15 protein-coding genes are annotated in these 16,504 nt (G+C 43.8%); 9 read left to right on the top strand and 6 right to left on the bottom strand.

Going from position 1 to position 16,504, the window contains the following annotated elements; translation table 11 throughout:
- Positions 1 to 134: 134 nt before the first annotated feature.
- Genes QUA20_RS15910 through kaiC form a run of 4 tightly spaced genes read right to left on the bottom strand, consistent with a single transcriptional unit; the run spans position 135 to position 5,284 of the window.
- Positions 135 to 2,837 carry a PAS domain S-box protein gene (locus QUA20_RS15910; protein ID WP_333189778.1) on the bottom strand — a complete coding sequence of 901 codons (2,703 nt, stop codon included), beginning with the start codon at positions 2,835 to 2,837 and terminating at the stop codon, positions 135 to 137.
- On the bottom strand, positions 2,812 to 3,204 hold the full coding sequence (locus QUA20_RS15905; RefSeq protein ID WP_333189775.1) for a circadian clock KaiB family protein: 393 nt from the start codon (positions 3,202 to 3,204) through the stop codon (positions 2,812 to 2,814). The genes QUA20_RS15910 and QUA20_RS15905 overlap by 26 nt, the downstream gene beginning before the upstream one ends.
- Before the next feature lie 30 nt (positions 3,205 to 3,234).
- Positions 3,235 to 3,561: a circadian clock KaiB family protein gene (locus QUA20_RS15900; protein ID WP_333189774.1), complete on the bottom strand. Its 327-nt coding sequence runs from the start codon at positions 3,559 to 3,561 to the stop codon at positions 3,235 to 3,237.
- Positions 3,562 to 3,586: 25 nt separating this feature from the next.
- Positions 3,587 to 5,284, bottom strand: coding sequence for a circadian clock protein KaiC (kaiC, locus tag QUA20_RS15895; RefSeq protein WP_333189772.1), 1,698 nt, complete (start codon positions 5,282 to 5,284; stop codon positions 3,587 to 3,589).
- A 419-nt stretch (positions 5,285 to 5,703) separates the two neighbouring features.
- Here kaiC and QUA20_RS15890 point away from each other — a divergent pair, with 419 nt between their 5' ends.
- The 5 genes from QUA20_RS15890 to pip all read left to right on the top strand — a co-directional run bounded on the left by QUA20_RS15890 (position 5,704) and on the right by pip (position 11,788).
- Entirely contained in the window at positions 5,704 to 7,854 is a 2,151-nt protein-coding gene (locus tag QUA20_RS15890) for an EAL domain-containing protein (RefSeq protein WP_333189769.1), read from the top strand.
- A 401-nt stretch (positions 7,855 to 8,255) separates the two neighbouring features.
- Positions 8,256 to 9,203, top strand: a complete 948-nt coding sequence (locus tag QUA20_RS15885) for an NAD(P)-dependent alcohol dehydrogenase (RefSeq protein ID WP_333189768.1) — start codon at positions 8,256 to 8,258, stop codon at positions 9,201 to 9,203.
- Between the two features lie 454 nt (positions 9,204 to 9,657).
- Complete coding sequence (locus tag QUA20_RS15880; protein ID WP_246276607.1) at positions 9,658 to 9,807, top strand: hypothetical protein; 150 nt, start codon at positions 9,658 to 9,660, stop codon at positions 9,805 to 9,807.
- Between the two features lie 137 nt (positions 9,808 to 9,944).
- Positions 9,945 to 10,790: a twin-arginine translocase subunit TatC gene (tatC, locus tag QUA20_RS15875; protein ID WP_333189766.1), complete on the top strand. Its 846-nt coding sequence runs from the start codon at positions 9,945 to 9,947 to the stop codon at positions 10,788 to 10,790.
- Positions 10,791 to 10,840: 50 nt separating this feature from the next.
- Complete coding sequence (gene pip / locus QUA20_RS15870; RefSeq protein ID WP_333189764.1) at positions 10,841 to 11,788, top strand: prolyl aminopeptidase; 948 nt, start codon at positions 10,841 to 10,843, stop codon at positions 11,786 to 11,788.
- Between the two features lie 196 nt (positions 11,789 to 11,984).
- On the opposite strand, the gene QUA20_RS15865 is transcribed toward pip, so the two are convergent.
- The gene (locus QUA20_RS15865) at positions 11,985 to 12,293 is read right to left on the bottom strand and encodes a carbon dioxide-concentrating mechanism protein CcmK (RefSeq protein WP_006631236.1); all 309 of its coding nucleotides are present in this window, start codon (positions 12,291 to 12,293) and stop codon (positions 11,985 to 11,987) included.
- Between the two features lie 411 nt (positions 12,294 to 12,704).
- A complete protein-coding gene (locus QUA20_RS15860; RefSeq protein WP_333189762.1) occupies positions 12,705 to 13,022 on the bottom strand; it encodes a DUF3067 family protein in 318 nt (105 codons plus the stop codon).
- A gap of 214 nt (positions 13,023 to 13,236) precedes the next feature.
- On the opposite strand from QUA20_RS15860, the gene petC reads away from it, so the two are divergent.
- The 4 genes from petC (at position 13,237) to psbQ (ending at position 16,440) form a co-directional block, all read left to right on the top strand.
- Positions 13,237 to 13,779, top strand: coding sequence for a cytochrome b6-f complex iron-sulfur subunit (petC, locus tag QUA20_RS15855; protein ID WP_333189761.1), 543 nt, complete (start codon positions 13,237 to 13,239; stop codon positions 13,777 to 13,779).
- 159 nt (positions 13,780 to 13,938) lie between these two features.
- Positions 13,939 to 14,928, top strand: a complete 990-nt coding sequence (gene petA / locus QUA20_RS15850) for a cytochrome f (RefSeq protein ID WP_333189759.1) — start codon at positions 13,939 to 13,941, stop codon at positions 14,926 to 14,928.
- Between the two features lie 105 nt (positions 14,929 to 15,033).
- Positions 15,034 to 15,885 carry an alpha/beta fold hydrolase gene (locus QUA20_RS15845; RefSeq protein WP_333189757.1) on the top strand — a complete coding sequence of 284 codons (852 nt, stop codon included), beginning with the start codon at positions 15,034 to 15,036 and terminating at the stop codon, positions 15,883 to 15,885.
- Positions 15,886 to 15,996: 111 nt separating this feature from the next.
- On the top strand, positions 15,997 to 16,440 hold the full coding sequence (psbQ, locus tag QUA20_RS15840) for a photosystem II protein PsbQ (protein WP_172185415.1): 444 nt from the start codon (positions 15,997 to 15,999) through the stop codon (positions 16,438 to 16,440).
- Positions 16,441 to 16,504: the final 64 nt, after the last annotated feature.

Raw genomic sequence — 16,504 nt, 5'->3', positions numbered from 1 at the left:
TCGGCTGCTTGGGTTGAGAAAAGGTTTTCCTGATGTTACAAGAAGCAAAGTGACGTTAATTGTCACGAATCCCCTTTGCCACAAACACGCTCTCATCTGGACTAATGTGCATTGAGGCTCCTTGCTTACCTGCTTTAATCGTTCCTTAGCCCTAATTTAGATAAATCAGTTAATTCCATAATGATATCCGTTTTAAAATTTAGCACTAAATCTTTGAGGGCATTCGCGATCGCCCCTTGAGAAGAAGGTATTCGTTCAATTAATTCCAGCAGGACATCTGCATCACAATAGTACGCCGCTTCATACATTGCCTGTAACAATTCGGGGGGCATTGTTGCTAAAGCGTCCCTGGATAATTCAACCCTCGCCAGGGGAGAAGGAACTTGAGAGGTAATGGGCGAGCTGCCATCTAGTTTATCCTCGTCTAACGACAGTATCTCCGTTAACATTTGCAATAATTCTCCGATCGCGTACGGTTTCAATAAAAAACTTTTTACATCAGCATCTAATGCCAGTTTTCTATTCTTAATGATTCCGCTAGTCGCAATGATCTTCACCAGAGGATTGATTTTTTGCAAAGTCTCAATTGTGGTAACACCATCTAGGTTGGGCATCATCATATCCATTAAAACAACACTGATTTCCTGTTGATGTTCGGTATAGAGAGCGAAGGCTTCAATCCCATCACTAGCGAGTATTGTTCTGTAGTTATAGTTTTCGAGAGAGGTTTGTGTTACCTCTTGAATAGAGGCTTCATCATCCACAATTAAAATCAACTCGCCCTTACCTCTGGGCAGTAATTTTTCTCGGGGTATGACACTCACCTCTCCCTCTATAGCAGGTAAAAAAATATTAAATTCTGTCCCCTTGCCCAACTCGCTATCAACCTTGACAAAACCGCCATGAGTTTTGACAATCCCCGCCACGGTTGATAATCCTAGTCCCGTTCCTTTGCCAATTTCCTTGGTCGTGAAAAACGGGTCAAAAATTCGGTTTAACAATTCGGGTGGGATGCCGCTTCCCGTATCAGAAACCGTCACCACCACATAAGAACCTACTTTTGCTTCCAAATTTATCAGGGCATCATGTTTACCTAATAGACGATTTTCAGCGCAAATAGTCAAAGTTCCTTCGTGTGGTATCGCATCTCTAGCGTTAATCATCAGATTCATAAATACTTGGTGCATTTGGGTAGAATCAGCCGAGATTCTCCACAGTCCGTTAGTAGGTATTTCCGCTAAAATTGCGATTGATTTAGGAAATGTCTGTTTAGCAATACCGATCACTTCTAAGAGCAGGTCGCCTAGCTGTAATATTACATAGTTACCTTCCGTTCCTCTACTGAAAAGAAGAATTTGCTTGACCAAATCTGCCCCACGTCTAGCACTGGTAGAAAGAATCGTAAACAGCCTTTCTGTCTTATCATCCAGGTTAGGAAATTTGATAGGAAGCATTTGAGTAACGCTCAAAATCGGGGTAAGAATGTTATTAAAATCATGGGCGATTCCACTTGCTAACGTTCCTAAACTCTCTAATCTCTGGGCATGATAAAATTGTTTTTCAAGTTGTTTTTTTTCGGTAATATCAGTGTTAATTACGAGAATAGATTTTAGCTTCAAAAAATGATTTTCTACCAAAATTCTACGGCTTTCTACGATAATATTCTTGCCTGCTTTGGTGTTTTGTTTTAATTCACTTTGCCAAATACCTTGTTCGCTAGTGGTTTTTATAGCCTTAGTCTGAGCAATTGGTTGATTAAATAAGGTTTTAGTTTTTTGCCCGATAATTTCGGTTGCTGTCCAACCATATAAACGTTCAGCTCCTTTATTCCAAAATAAAATCTGGTCGTCTAGATCGTGTACAAAAATGGCATCAGTAGTAAGATCGATTAAGGCTGCTTGTTCGGCAATTTTTTGCTCTGTTTCTTTGCGTTGGGTAATATCCGTAATAATTTCTATGCCCACCCAACAATCTTGTTCTCGATCCCATTCAGCGACATAGTTTGAGGAAAGCCAGCGAATAGTGCGATCGCCATGCAAAAAACGATACTCAACGATCCCCGATCGCCCTCCTTTAATGTTTTGCACCAATGAGACAAGAGCCTTTTCTCGATCTTCAGGTAGTATATTCGCCGTAATTAGGGAAGAGTCGGCTTGCACGGCTTCTAAGCTATAGCCAAAAAGCTGTTGGGTCCCTCCTATCCAAGAATCGATTTTAAACGTGCCATCGGTCAAAAGACGAAAATTATTAATAACGGCGATCGCGCTGTTGAGAATTTGACTGAGTTTAGCAGCTTCTTTAATTTTAGATTCTGTAATATCAGTAATAATAATACTATTAACTAAAAGCTGATCTATTTTAAATTGTTTAAGCGATAATTTGACAGGTACTTCCTTATTTCCTGTTGCCGCGATCAAAGATAACTCTCTGGTGAGAGTTTCTTTTTCTTGAACCTCTTGTAAAAGTTGTAAAAACGCTTTTCTATCCTTGGGCGCAATAAAGGTTTCTAAGCTAGAGCCAATCAGGTTTTTTAAAGAAAAATCTAAGAGTTCTGAGAGTCGCTTATTACAGTACAAAATCAAGCCTTCAGAAGAGACAGTTGCTGCTCCTTCCCCCATTTGTTCAACTAAACACTGATAAACATAATCTGCCCCCTGAAGCGTAAAAACTCGCTCCCCTTGCTGCGTAGAAACAACAACAGCGTCAACTTCGCCAGAACAAATAGCCTGCAACGTTTCTTCCGTCACATTTAGGCGTTCCTGCACTTCGGCCAATTGCTGCTGTAGCGTTTCGACTTCTTGGCGCAACTTTTCAAGAGGAGCTTGGGAGTCCTTCATTGCTTTCCTCTTCAATAATATTTTTAGGCACAAGATTAAGACCCATTAACACTTTTTCCGTATTCGATAAATTGCCAATGATCTTTTGTAAGGGCGTAGGTAAATGTTTAATCAAGGTGGGAACAGCCACAATATTCTCGGCAATAGCGGCTTCTGTCTGTTGATAAATATCAATAACTTCTAATTCATAACGTCCTTGGAGATGTTGCTCACAAATTTTTTTGATATTTTGCAACGCCGTCACCGATTGGAGCGTTGTACCTGCAATATAAAGACGTAGGATATAATGCTGTTCCTGCTGCGATTGGGACAAAGCCTGTTCAAAAAGTTCTGTGGTTATTAGGTTAAAATCTTCTGAGTCAATCATCGTTAGTGCCGTTAATGCCTAAATATTGAGTTAGTGTTCATCCATAAGAGGACTTATGTGCAGTCCTACTAAAACTTTTTCAGTATTCGATAAATCACCAATAATTTTTTTAATCGGTTCGGGCAATTTTCTGACGAGAGTCGGTAGAGCAACGATGTTATCTTCTATAGCGAGATGGGGCTGTTTACTTAAGTCAATAATTTCAATGCTATATTGACCGTTAAGATATTCCTCACAGATTTTCTTTAAATTAGCAAAAGCAACCAGAGATTTAGGGGTTTGTCCCGCCACATATAAGCGCAGGTGCCAAATCTCTGCTCTTTTTGTGTTAGCGGTATCTGATAAATGATCGGTCATGTTTTTTCTCCTTAGAAAATAGATTTTAGGGGTTAAGATGGCGTAATCTTCCTATAGAGGTTCGATTATCCAGCACCGTTTTTTGAAATTCTTCTTCTTCTTCTATCAGCAAAGTGAATTCCTCATCTCGATTGGTTAATTGCATTTGCAGAGCTTCGATCTGAGCTTGTATGAGATGTTTTTCTCGCTCACACTCGCGTTTTTTGAGTTCAAAACTCTGTCGCCGTTTTCTAGCGGCAGATTGTTCCTCTAGTGATTGATTGATTCGTTGCGTTCCTGTTAATACCTTGCCATCTCCCAAGTAAACCTCCACCAAGTTTACCCCTTGATTGGTGAGCACAAATTCTCGTACTTGATTTGAGTGCATCATGCCGCGAGATTTGAGGACATAGAGAATCCGATTGCGCTCCCCATTGACCTTGAGGGTTTGGAGTTCTAACCAAGTATCCATCAGAGAGGAAACACCCATTTCTGTCTGTTCGTGGTCGCGGTCAGTATCACCGGGAGTTAAATCTGTCAAGAAAACGGTGATTTGCTTACTCTTTAAGTAGTCAATTAAGCGCATGAAAAAGCTTTTTGTTTGCATAAAGCTTCCACTCAAAATGAGATTACTCATCGGATCTATTACGATCGCACTTGGTTGAAATTCTTTGACCCAGCGATGGATCTTAAACAAACGCATTTCTAAGTTATAGTTAGTGGGACGTACCGCATCAAATTGCAATAATCCCTGCTCTACATAGGGGGCTAAGTCAAGACCAATCGAGTTTAAATTACGGAGAATTTGTTGGGGGGATTCTTCAGTGGCGAGATATAAACACCGTTCGCCCCTCAGGCAGGTTGCTTGGGCAAAATAAGCGGCAAGAGTCGTTTTCCCCGTTCCTGCCCTGCCTGTAACAAGAATACTGCTACCCCGATAGTACCCCTGCCCGCCAAACATTTCATCAAGTTGCGGGATGCCCGTTGAGATGCGCTCGTTAGAAACCTCATGGTCTAACGTTAAAGAAGTAATTGGTAAGACCGAAATGCCATTTTCTTCAATTAAAAACGGATACTCATTATTACTGTGGCGAGAGCCGCGATATTTGACAACTTGGATGGTTCTTGTGGCGATATCTCCAACGGTTTTTTGATCTAATTTGATCACACAATCCGAAACATATTCTTCTAAACCTTGACGGGTTAAGGTCAGTTCTCCTCTCTCCCCAGTGATTACGGCTGTCACACCTTGGTCTTTTAACCAATGAAATAAACGGCGCAATTCTGCTCGGAGAATGTTGGCATTGCCTAAACCAGCAAACAAGACTTCTATCGTGTCTAAAACTACCCGTTTAGCCCCTATTTTTTGAATCGCATAGCCTAGACGAATAAATAGGGCTTCTAGGTCGTATTCTCCTGTTTCCTCAATTTCGCTGGCTTCAATATAAATATGATCGATTAATATTTTGCCTTGAGCGCTCAATTCAGTTAAATTCCAGCCTAAAGATGTGACATTCTTAGTGATTTCTGCCGCAGTTTCTTCAAAGGTAAGTAAAACTCCAGGTTCCCCGTACAGTGTTGCGCCGCGCACTAGAAACTCCACACCAAATAATGTCTTACCGCAACCCGCTGACCCGCAGATTAAGATTGGTCTGCCTTGGGGTAAACCTCCATCTGTGATTTCATCAAGCCCCTGAATACCCGTTGGGCATTTGGATAATTGTAGATGTTGATTTTTTTCCATAAACAAATAAAAAATGATTTTTGATAGGACTTACATAAGCGCACAAGTATCCTACCTGTGACAGTCTAGGAATCTGTGCTATTGTCTTTATTACCCGTGTATGATTAACAATATCACTTTTTGTCGATCGAGTATCCATAGCTTTTCGTTTCTTGAGGGAAGCGCCAGCAGGTGGCGGATTACATCGCGGCAATTGAGAGAAGGCGGGGAATAGAGCCTTTCTATAGATCTGGGCGGGTAATAACCCGGCTGCAACCACGATCGAGTAAAGATTGAGCTAACTTATGGTAACAAAAGATAGGCAGCCGAATGGTTATAGACTAGCCTGTTCCCAAAAAATGTTACCAACATTCTATCAGACCCACTTACCAAAACAACTGACCCATACCTAATGGATTGTACTAACAGTCTTACTGAATATGATTAGCGATTCAGTTACCAGCTATCTAGGCAACATTTTAATCGTTGACGATTTACCCGAAAACCTGCGTTTGCTGAGGGATACATTGAGCGAACACGGTTATAAGGTTCGTAGTGCGACCACAGGGACAATGGCGCTCAGAGCCGCCCAATCTCCAGCGACGGAATTAATTTTACTAGACATTAAGTTGCCAGATATGGATGGCTATGAAGTTTGCAGACAATTAAAATCTGAAGCTCGCACCGCAGACATTCCAGTTGTTTTTTTGAGTGCGCTCAATGACACTTTCAATAAGGTGCAAGGGCTGGCAGCAGGAGGAGTAGATTATATTGCCAAGCCGTTTCAAGTCGAAGAGGTATTGGCGCGTGTCGAAACTCACCTGACTATCCAACGACTCCGCAAAAGCCTTCAAGAACAAAATTTGCGCCTCCTTAAAGAGATTGAGGAACATCAACGCCTCGAAAATGCCCTTTTTGCCGAAAAGGAATTGGCTCAGGTGACATTGCAATCGATTGGCGATGGCGTCATTACTACTGATGCTCAAGGTAATATTAGATATTTCAATCCTGTTGCTGAGCGACTAACAGGCTGGACATCGGAGGAAACTGAAGGAATGCCTCTGTCTGAAGTTTTCATAATCGTTAATGAAGTAACGAGAAAGCCAGCAGAGAATCCTATAACTCAAGCTCTGTCAAAGGGGAAAATTGTGGGCTTAGCTAACCATACTATTCTCATTGCTCGCGATGGGACGGAGTACGGTATTGAGGACTCAGCAGCACCAATTCGAGACCGCCAAGGCCAAATTATCGGGGCAGTCATCGTCTTTCATGATGTTACCGAATCGCGCTATCTTGCCAAGCAACTTTATTGGGAAGCCAGTCACGATGCCCTGACGGGTTTAATCAACCGTAGAGGATTTGAACAGCAGCTAATTGAGGCGATCGCCTCTGTTCAAGTTAGCCATCAGCAGCACGCTCTCTGTTATTTAGATTTAGATCAGTTCAAAGTCGTTAACGATACCGCAGGTCATATTGCTGGCGATGAGCTGCTGCGCCAAATCACTGCACTGTTACAAAAGGGAGTGCGCGCTAATGACACGCTGGCTCGCTTGGGAGGTGATGAATTTGGTCTTTTGCTCACTCAATGTCCACTATCTCAAGCAGCTCTGATTGCGGAAAAACTCAAAGACTTAGTGCATGAGTTTCGGTTTATTTGGAATAACAAAACCTTTATCATCGGGGTCAGCATTGGAGTTGTTGCCATTGACCAAACCAGCCAAGATTTAATGCCTGTTCTGGGAGCGGCTGATGCAGCTTGTTATGCCGCCAAAGCCAAAGGTCGCAACTGTATTCATGTTTATAGCCTAGATGATGGCGAACTAATTAGACAACGTGGTGAGAGGCTCGTGGTTTCCAAAATCAGCCGAGCGTTGGAAACCAATCATTTTCGTCTCTACTTCCAAAAGATTGTCTCTATTAGCTCTAGCCCATCATTAGAGCATTATGAAATTTTGCTAAGAATGCTAGACGAAAATGGAGAAATAGTCGCTCCCAATGAGTTTATTCCCGCCGCCGAGCGTTATGGATTGATAACTAAGATCGATTGTTGGGTAATCGAAACTTTTTTCTCTAATTATCATAATTTATCAGGGCAACAAGTTCTTACTGATGGCTTATATACGATCAATATTTCTGGCGCTAGCATTAGTAACAATCAATTTATGATGTTTTTAATCGACCAATTTCCTCGCTACCAAATTCCTCCTCAGAGCATTTGTTTTGAAATCACGGAAACCGCCGCGATCGCGAATTTTGAGCAAGCCAGATATTTCATGAGCGAACTCAAAAAGATTGGGTGTCGCTTTGCTTTAGATGATTTTGGCAGTGGGTTGAGTTCCTTTGCGTATCTGATCAATTTACCAGTTGATTATCTAAAAATTGATGGTACTTTTGTCAAGAATATTAGTCATAATTTGATTTCTCAAGCGATCGTTGAAGGCTTTAATGGTATTGCCCATGCGATGAATCTTAAAACTATAGCTGAGTTTGTCGAAGACGAGACTATCTTAGAAAAATTGCAGGAGATTGGAGTAGATTATGCTCAGGGGTATGGGATCGGCCATCCCGTCCCTATTAACTTTAATCGCTAGCCGTCCCATTATCTCTCTTGTGTCACTCTGGGATAAAACCTCGATCATGAGATAATGAGCAAGGCATGGGTATTTTGGGTAGAAAAAATATCCTGATATTTTGCTAAAGCCTTGAGGAAAATTCGTTGCGGGCGTGAGTTAAATCTGATTCATTGAACAGGTAATTATCAATAAACAAGGTAAGAAATCCGATCGCCAGCCTGTAAAATGACGTACAGCCGATCGATCGCACTCAGCCAGCGGGCTGATTGCCTGACCCCTGCGCCCTGTCTGGAGGTTTCAAGAAAGTCGATCGGCCGCTGCTACAAGCCTGACTCAATTTACTGTGTCACCTTGAGATGGAATGTGCTGTAATTGTACAGGATTGAGTGTTCTATTAGAAATAAACCGGAAAATTTGCCATGAAAGCAGTTGCGTTCGATCGCTACGGTCCAGCCGAGGAATTGCAGTACCGAGAATTAGAAAAGCCGATCGCCAAATCCAATGAATTATTAGTGCGAGTTCGCGCTAGCAGCGTCAATCCAGTAGACTGGAAAATCCGGCAAGGACACCTGCAATTATTGACAGGATTTAACTTTCCTCGAATTGTCGGTTCTGACATATCGGGAGTTGTCGTGGAAGTCGGCCCAGAAGTAACCCAATTTCAACCCGGAGATGAAGTTTATACTTTCTTAAATCCCATCAATGGGGGTGCTTGTGCCGAATACGCTGCCGTGGCAGAATCGGATGCGGCAATAAAACCTAAAAACATCACTCATACAGAAGCAGCAGCGGTACCGATCGCAGGTTTAACAGCTTTGCAATCACTCCGGGATTTGGGTCAAATTCAAGCAGGAAACAAAGTATTGATTAACGGCGCTTCCGGCGGAGTCGGAACTTTTGCCGTGCAAGTCGCAAAAGCAATGAACGCGGAAGTAACAGGAGTTTGCAGCGCTAAAAACAGAGAATTTGTCAAGAGTTTGGGAGCAGATTTTGTCCTGGATTACGCGGAAGTTGACTTTACTCAACAGCCGGATAAATATGATATAATCTTGGATGCTGTCGGGACAAGAACATTTGCTGAGTGCGAAAAAGTCCTGCAACCCGAGGGAGTTTATATCTCGACTTTGCCAAGCTTTGACAACCTCGTACCAATTTTAACGAGCTGGTTTGTATCGGGTAAAAAAGCTAAATTAATTGTTGCCAATGCCAACACCAGCGATTTAGGGGTTTTGCGGGAATTAATAGAATGCGGTAAAGTTGAGCCGATTGTCGATCGCACTTACAGCTTACAAGAAGTAGCAGCAGCCCACGTTTACAGCGAAACTTGCCGCGCTGTCGGCAAAATTGCGATCGGGATTGACAGTTAAAAAAATCATGTTTAACCAAAAGCAATTAGAAATACAACTCTCTGGTTGGAACCTGATAATCCAATCGCGACCGGAAGAAACTCAAGCTTACATTCGGCGGGGATGGTTAAATTTAAACTAAGACAAATTGCCGAGTCTATCGCCTATTTCGACACCGCCGAAAAACTAGACTGGCGCATTATACCTTAGCTGTGGCAGCGCGGACTTTCCTACTAAGTTGCCAGATTTGCCGAGGGAGGAAAACAGTTTGAAATCAACTTAACAGTCAACGGTAAAGACGTACAGGAAACCGTGCTTGGCGTTAAAAATGACGCCTGATTGGTGATACGGCAAGTTTAGGAAGTTTTTGCCGGAAACTGCAAGCCAGACCGTGTTTGAGCGGCAGAGAAAAAAGAAGGCAAGCGCGGCAGTTTCTAGAGCCACTGATACTTAGGATTGTACTCGGAAGCGGAAAATGACCGAAGAGCGATCGCAAACCTGCATTCTCAAAGCAGTGTCAGAATCCCAGCCCGATGACTATATGTGGTACGTGGCAAAAGTCCACCAAAAAATGCGCGGTTGGAGTTACAGTAAAAGAGCGATCGCCCGCAGTTTGCATAAATAGGACGCTTGCCCAAAAAACCCGGTTTCTAGGTAAAATCTTCGTTGTGAGCGAGGTAAATTCACCCATAAACCTGGTTTTTGAATCCATCTGCGTCCGTGACTAATAAACCTAAAACCTAAATAAAATCAAAAATTCCTATGACTGTTCCCTCAAACTTGGAGACATCCGAACAAGGTTCCGACAACAATCTCGAAGCAATTAGCCCGGAAAACAGCATTGCACCAATCGCAGGCGGTGCGATGGGTTCCCGCAACCTAGAAAACGAATTTCTAGACGAACTTCCCGACGAAGTTGAGATGTCTTTGTTCGACCATTTAGAAGAATTGCGGCAGCGACTTTTCTACTCGCTAATTGCAGTAGCAATCGCTGTAATCGGTTGCTTTTTCACAGTTAAACCCATCGTGCAACTGCTAGAAGTACCGGCCGGACCCGTCAAGTTTCTGCAACTAGCTCCCGGCGAGTATTTCTTTGTTTCTATCGAAGTAGCCGGATACAGCGGTTTGCTCGTCGCCAGTCCGTTTATTTTTTACCAGATAGCGCTGTTTGTTCTCCCCGGCTTGACCCGCAAAGAACGCAGGTTGCTCGGGCCTGTGTTTTTCGGTTCGAGTTTCCTATTTTTGGGCGGGTTAGTATTTGCTTACATCGCTCTGATTCCGGCGGCGCTCAACTTCTTTGTTAGCTATGGGGCGGATGTTGTAGAGCAGTTGTGGTCGATCGACAAATACTTTAAATTTGTGCTGCTGTTAATGTTCAGCACCGGCTTAGCTTTTCAAATCCCGATCGTCCAAGTATTGCTCGGCGTTTTGGGCATAGTTTCTTCCAACCAAATGCTCTCCGGCTGGCGGTATGTAGTCTTGGGAGCGGCCGTTTTGGGAGCGGTTTTAACGCCTTCTACTGACCCTTTAACGCAAAGTCTTTTAGGAGGTGCGGTGCTCGGCTTGTATTTTGGCGGGGTTGGTTTGGTAAAGCTTTTAGGACGGTGATTTCTTAATGATCTAAAATAAACACGATCGAGTTATAAATCCTTGAAAAAATGCGAGAACTTTACCCGCCTAGACACCCTTATAACGAAGGAAAACTCAAAGTTTCTGACCTCCATACCATTCATTTTGAAGAATCTGGCAACCCAGAGGGAAAACCTATTGTATTGCTACACGGGGGACCAGGAGGTGGATGTCCGCCTTTTTATCGACAATATTTTGACCCGGAAAAGTGGCGTTTGGTGATGTTTGACCAACGCGGATGCGGTCAAAGTAAACCTCATGCAGAATTGCAAGAAAATACCACTTGGGATTTAGTCAACGATATTGAGAAACTTCGAGAATATTTAAATATTCATCAATGGGTTGTTTTTGGTGGTAGTTGGGGAAGCACTCTATCTTTAGCTTACAGTCAAACCCATCCCGACCGTTGCAAGGGTTTAATCTTGCGGGGCATTTTTATGTTGAGAAAAAAAGAAATTCGCTGGTTTTATCAAGAAGGAGCAAGTTATATTTTCCCGGATGCTTGGGAGGAATATGTTAAACCTATCCCCATAAATGAAAGGGATGATCTGCTAACAGCTTATTACCAACGCTTGACGAGTCCAGACGATCAAATTAGATTAGAAGCGGCTCGTGCTTGGTCAATTTGGGAAGGGAGTACGAGTAGATTATTTCCAGATTTAGATTTAAAGCAAAGGTTTGGAATTGATGCTTTCGCGGAGGCGTTTGCCAGAATTGAGTGCCATTATTTTATCAATAAGGGATTTATAGATCCGGAAGATAAATTGCTTTTAAATATAGATCGCATCCGCAAGATTCCGGCGGTTATCGTTCAGGGAAGATATGATGTTGTTTGCCCGATGATGTCGGCGTGGGAACTGCATCGTGCTTGGCCTGAAGCTGAGTTCATTGTAGTTGCCGATGCCGGACATTCGATGAGCGAACCGGGAATTCGCACCTGTTTAATGGAGGCAACAGATAAGTTCGCAGACTGGTAGTCATCCAAATTGCTAATGGTTAATTGCTAATTTAAAATTAGTCCTATAAATATTTTCCGCGTGATGGTAATTTATTGCTGAGTATTGGGCGCTCGCTCAATTTTAAGGTCGATCAAAAATATAGAGACGCGATCGCCCGCGCCTCTATAATTACTAAAAGTTAAAATTCAACACCAAAGTTTGATCAAAACTTTGACTACATTCGGAACTGTTCTACTTCGGGAGTATAGCCGATCGGCAAAACGTAATCCAGATTCTCGTGGGGACGAGCAATTATGTGATACGATAGCAACTTTCCACCATCGACCTTTTTAACTGATTCAATTCCAGCAGCAACGGCTGCTTGCACTTCAGAAACATCTCCTCGCACTATAATTGTCCAGTAGGCGCGGGTTATTTTCTCATAGCGAACTAAAGTAACACGGGCTGCTTTCACCATAGAGTCTGCAACTTCTACGGCAGCGGGAAATCCTAAGACTTCAACCATTCCCAGTGCAACACCCATTACAACATTCTCCTAAGTTTCACAAGATATCTGACCTTCATTGTATGTGAAATTGTTGACAGAAATTGGTTCGGATGATTTTGGTAAGAATGAAGGACGATCGCCCAAAATTAAAAAAGCCCCTAAAAAGCCCCACAAGCTGTTGCGGCATTTAAATCCCACAGCAGGCCGCGCGCAGCAAAGCCCGCCACACAAGACTTTGAATCAAAACACCTGTGCAAATTAGATGCGCGACATCTTAGTTTCTCACCAGCGGCAAGTCGTATGACAAGCTCGCAGATCGATTTTCGGGACTTTGGACTCAACTAATCCAGCCGCGGCGCGACACAAAACTTTAGGGAACTCCCCCAGATCCCGGCTGTGGAGTCAATCTAAAATCTAAAATCTAAAATCTAAAATCGACTGAGCGATTCAAAACTCGTCTAGCAACCACTCCGAGGCTCTTTCACCCAAATCTAGGGGAACGCTGACAGCTTTGCCCAAGCGCGGGCGATCGCGAGTAGTTACGATAAATTCTCTCACCTGTGCCGTGCTGCCCCAGCCGTTGAGGTAATTGGCCACCGCATCCAAATGCTCGAAATAATCAGCCTCCGTCATCGGAAAAGATGCCTGTTCTAGATATTTCCACATAACTTGCACAAAAATCTTGCCCCGCGTCCGCCGCAATCTGATATCGTAAGACTTTCCCCATTTTTCTAGCAGTAGCTGGTGTAAATCCTTACCCGTCATGGTTGCTCCTGAGTTAATCCATTAAACAATAAAAGACAAAGTTCAAAAAATGTAATAATACTCTAATAAAGGCTGGAAGGCGCATTCTTAAAAGGAATTTTCGCGGCCTAAAATTTGTGCGAGCAGATTAACGGCAATTATCCTCCTTCCTCTGCACGTACAGGTTCGCTAACAGCTAACAAACAAACGTAACTTAAAACCGTAAAGGCAGGTCATGGCTCAATCTTCTGCTGGAAATCCCGATGTCCCCGATATGGGGCGTCGCCAATTTATGAATTTGCTGACGTTCGGTACAGTCACAGGTGTTGCACTGGGCGCACTCTATCCCGTTGTCCAATATTTTGTTCCTCCGTCGAGTGGGGCAGTTGGCGGCGGAGTGACAGCTAAAGATGCCTTGGGCAACGACATCCTCGTTAGCGAATATTTGGCTTCGCACCCTGCGGGCGATCGCACTTTAGCCCAAGGTCTCAAAGGCGACCCCACTTATCTTGTGGTGGAAAATGACCAATCTCTCGCCGACTACGGCATCAATGCAGTTTGCACTCACTTGGGTTGCGTCGTGCCTTGGAATGTTAGCGAAAACAAGTTTATCTGTCCTTGCCACGGTTCTCAATACAACAATGAGGGCAAAGTGGTGCGCGGCCCAGCGCCTTTGTCTCTGGCCCTGGCCCACGCCACTGTCGCAGATGACAAGATCGCTTTTACCCCTTGGAAAGAAACTGATTTCCGCACCGGCGAAGCACCTTGGTGGTCTTAAATGATTTTGGATTTTAGATTTTAGATTTTAGATTGGGGATCGGCGGTGAAAATTACAGATAATTGCATCCCTAAAACAGTCTAATCATCCAAAATCCAAAATTCCAAATTCCAAATCTAAAATTCACGCATTGTCTGACCTTTGAGATTGAATACTCTGATGCCACAAACTAATTTATCTGCGATATTTCGCCACAGTGCCAGGACGATCGCGAAAACAGCCTTAATTGCGATCGCAGCAGCAGGATTTTTCCTCACCAGCGACATCGCACTTCCCCAAGCAGCATTTGCTTACCCTTTCTGGGCCCAGCAAACAGCACCCGCTACTCCCCGCGAAGCAACAGGCCGCATTGTTTGCGCTAACTGTCACCTCGGTGCAAAAGTGACTGAAGTTGAAGTGCCGCAATCTGTTTTGCCTGACACAGTGTTTGAAGCTATTGTCAAGGTTCCCTACGATACTAACGTTCAACAAGTTGTCGGCGACGGCACCAAAGGCGGCTTGAATGTCGGCGCAGTTGTGATGTTGCCCGAAGGTTTCAAGATTGCTCCCGCTGACAGAATTCCCGAAGAAATGAAGGAAAAAGTCGGCGATCTTTACTTCCAACCTTACAGCGAAACCCAAGAAAATATTGTTTTAGTGGGCCCGGTGCCGGGAGAACAGTACAAAGAATTGGTATTCCCCGTTTTGTCGCCGAATCCGGAAACAGACAAGTCGGTTCACTACGGCAAATACCAAATTTATGTCGGAGGCAACCGCGGTCGCGGTCAGGTTTATCCTACTGGTGAAAAGAGCAATAATAGTGTTTATAATGCTTCGGTAGCTGGCACCATTTCTAAGATTGCTCAACCTGAAGATGGCGGTTATCAAGTGACAATTCAACCTGCCGAAGGTGCAGCCGTTGTTGATACGATTCCCGCAGGCCCTGAACTGATTGTTACCGAAGGACAAACAGTTGCAGCAGGCGAACTTTTGACGAACAATCCTAATGTGGGCGGCTTCGGTCAAAAAGACGTGGAGATTGTGCTGCAAAGTGCCGATCGAGTTAAAGGATTGATGGCTTTCGTGGCTTTGACCATGCTGGCTCAAATTATGCTGGTTCTCAAGAAGAAACAGGTCGAAAAAGTTCAAGCTGCTGAAATGAATTTCTAAGTGCGGCTGTAATTAGTTGGGTAAGGTACTCTGTGCATACCTAACTATTATGTAAGTAGGGCGGGTATTCCCCGCCTTATTGTTTAATAAATAACAAGTAAAATAATGTCAATTGATGAGAAAATAGTAGAAGTAGGCCCGCTGCAATGGTTTTATCGGGAAACAAATCCGGTTAACGAAACTGGTAAATTACCCGTACTGCTGCTGCACGGTTTGCCGTCCCAGAGTTTTACCTGGACTGTAATTATGCCGGATTTAGCTGCCCAGGGATTTAGATCGATCGCCCCAGATTGGGTGGGCTACGGGCGATCGACAAAACCAGACAAGCGCGACTTTGCCTATACTCCCGATGCTTTTGTTGACGCCCTCGCTGGCTTTATTCAAACTCTAGAATTAGACCGATTTTACCTCGTTGTCCAAGGATTTTTAGCTTCAGCCGGCCTTCAATACGCTTTGCGAAATCCCGATAAAATAGAGCGTTTAGCTATCATCAATACACCAGTTTCAGCAGATATAAAATTGCCTTGGAAAATGCAGCAGTTGGGGCTGCCTTTTATTGGCGACATGATGACGCAAGACCCGCTTTTGGTTGACAGAACTCTCGAAGGTGGCAGCCGCCAGACGATATCAGACAAAGATTTAGATGTTTACCGCCGCCCGTTTTTGAAGAGTTCGGATGCGGGTCGATCGCTCATGAATACAGTCCGCAATATTCAATTGCCGCAGTCAATGGCAGAAATTGAATCCGGCTTGAAAGCCTGGACTCGACCAACTTTATTTGTGTGGGGTTTGACAGACCCTTGGCTGAGTGTTGAACCAGCTCAAAAGCTAGTCGGTTCCCTGCAAAATGCAGAGTTAGTCACACTCGAACAAGCGGGGCATTATCCTCAAGAACATTGGTCAGAAAAAGTTGGCGATGCTCTGATAACTTTTCTGCGCCGCCAGGAGGTAAAATAATATTTTGTACATAACTCTCGGTGCTAGGTCAGTGAACCAGCTCCTCGCCGAGCTGCATTCCCAGGCAGAGCCTGAGAACTAGAAATCTAAAATCTAAAATCTAAAATCGATATGACTCGTCCCCGTTCAATTTTTGCCTTGATGATGGCGTTTTTGATGGCATTTCTGGTTAGTTGCAGTAGTGTCGAAGCAAAAGTTCCAACGACTTACACAGCAGCCCAAATCCAGCAAATTCAGCGCTCTGTTCCTACCCTGACAGAGTTGCGATCGCGCATGGACAAATTGGGAACCCTAATTCAAAAGCGAAATTGGGTTGATACCAGAACTTACATTCACGGGCCTCTCGGCGAATTGCGCAGCGCCATGAGAACCGTGTCTGGTAGTTTGTTGCCGAAAGCTCAAGAACAAGCTGTTGATTTGACTAAAAGTTTGTTTGCTGATTTGGTAGAGATTGACAACGCTGCTAAAGCGGCTGACTATGCGAAAATCACGGCTAGTTATCGAAAAGCCGTGAATGATTTCGATACCTTCTTGCAGCTAATTCCTAAAGCCTAATAACTTTGGGTTTGTAGGGTGCGCACGGATCGCCAAGATAATTCACCAAGGTAGGGTGCGCACG

The organism is Microcoleus sp. Pol7_A1, from assembly GCF_036701085.1.
GTDB classification, from domain to species: Bacteria; Cyanobacteriota; Cyanobacteriia; order Cyanobacteriales; family Microcoleaceae; genus Microcoleus; species Microcoleus asticus.
The sequence above is the reverse complement of the archived record's forward strand: the minus strand, read 5'-3'. Positions and strand labels throughout refer to the sequence as shown.

Coding starts and splice junctions, on each gene's coding strand:
- QUA20_RS15910 (WP_333189778.1), bottom strand. CDS start 2,837: ATGAAGGACTCCCAAGCTCCTCTTGAAAAGTTGCGCCAAGAAGTCGAA.
- QUA20_RS15905 (WP_333189775.1), bottom strand. CDS start 3,204: ATGATTGACTCAGAAGATTTTAACCTAATAACCACAGAACTTTTTGAA.
- QUA20_RS15900 (WP_333189774.1), bottom strand. CDS start 3,561: ATGACCGATCATTTATCAGATACCGCTAACACAAAAAGAGCAGAGATT.
- kaiC (WP_333189772.1), bottom strand. CDS start 5,284: ATGGAAAAAAATCAACATCTACAATTATCCAAATGCCCAACGGGTATT.
- QUA20_RS15890 (WP_333189769.1), top strand. CDS start 5,704: ATGATTAGCGATTCAGTTACCAGCTATCTAGGCAACATTTTAATCGTT.
- QUA20_RS15885 (WP_333189768.1), top strand. CDS start 8,256: ATGAAAGCAGTTGCGTTCGATCGCTACGGTCCAGCCGAGGAATTGCAG.
- QUA20_RS15880 (WP_246276607.1), top strand. CDS start 9,658: ATGACCGAAGAGCGATCGCAAACCTGCATTCTCAAAGCAGTGTCAGAA.
- tatC (WP_333189766.1), top strand. CDS start 9,945: ATGACTGTTCCCTCAAACTTGGAGACATCCGAACAAGGTTCCGACAAC.
- pip (WP_333189764.1), top strand. CDS start 10,841: ATGCGAGAACTTTACCCGCCTAGACACCCTTATAACGAAGGAAAACTC.
- QUA20_RS15865 (WP_006631236.1), bottom strand. CDS start 12,293: ATGGGTGTTGCACTGGGAATGGTTGAAGTCTTAGGATTTCCCGCTGCC.
- QUA20_RS15860 (WP_333189762.1), bottom strand. CDS start 13,022: ATGACGGGTAAGGATTTACACCAGCTACTGCTAGAAAAATGGGGAAAG.
- petC (WP_333189761.1), top strand. CDS start 13,237: ATGGCTCAATCTTCTGCTGGAAATCCCGATGTCCCCGATATGGGGCGT.
- petA (WP_333189759.1), top strand. CDS start 13,939: ATGCCACAAACTAATTTATCTGCGATATTTCGCCACAGTGCCAGGACG.
- QUA20_RS15845 (WP_333189757.1), top strand. CDS start 15,034: ATGTCAATTGATGAGAAAATAGTAGAAGTAGGCCCGCTGCAATGGTTT.
- psbQ (WP_172185415.1), top strand. CDS start 15,997: ATGACTCGTCCCCGTTCAATTTTTGCCTTGATGATGGCGTTTTTGATG.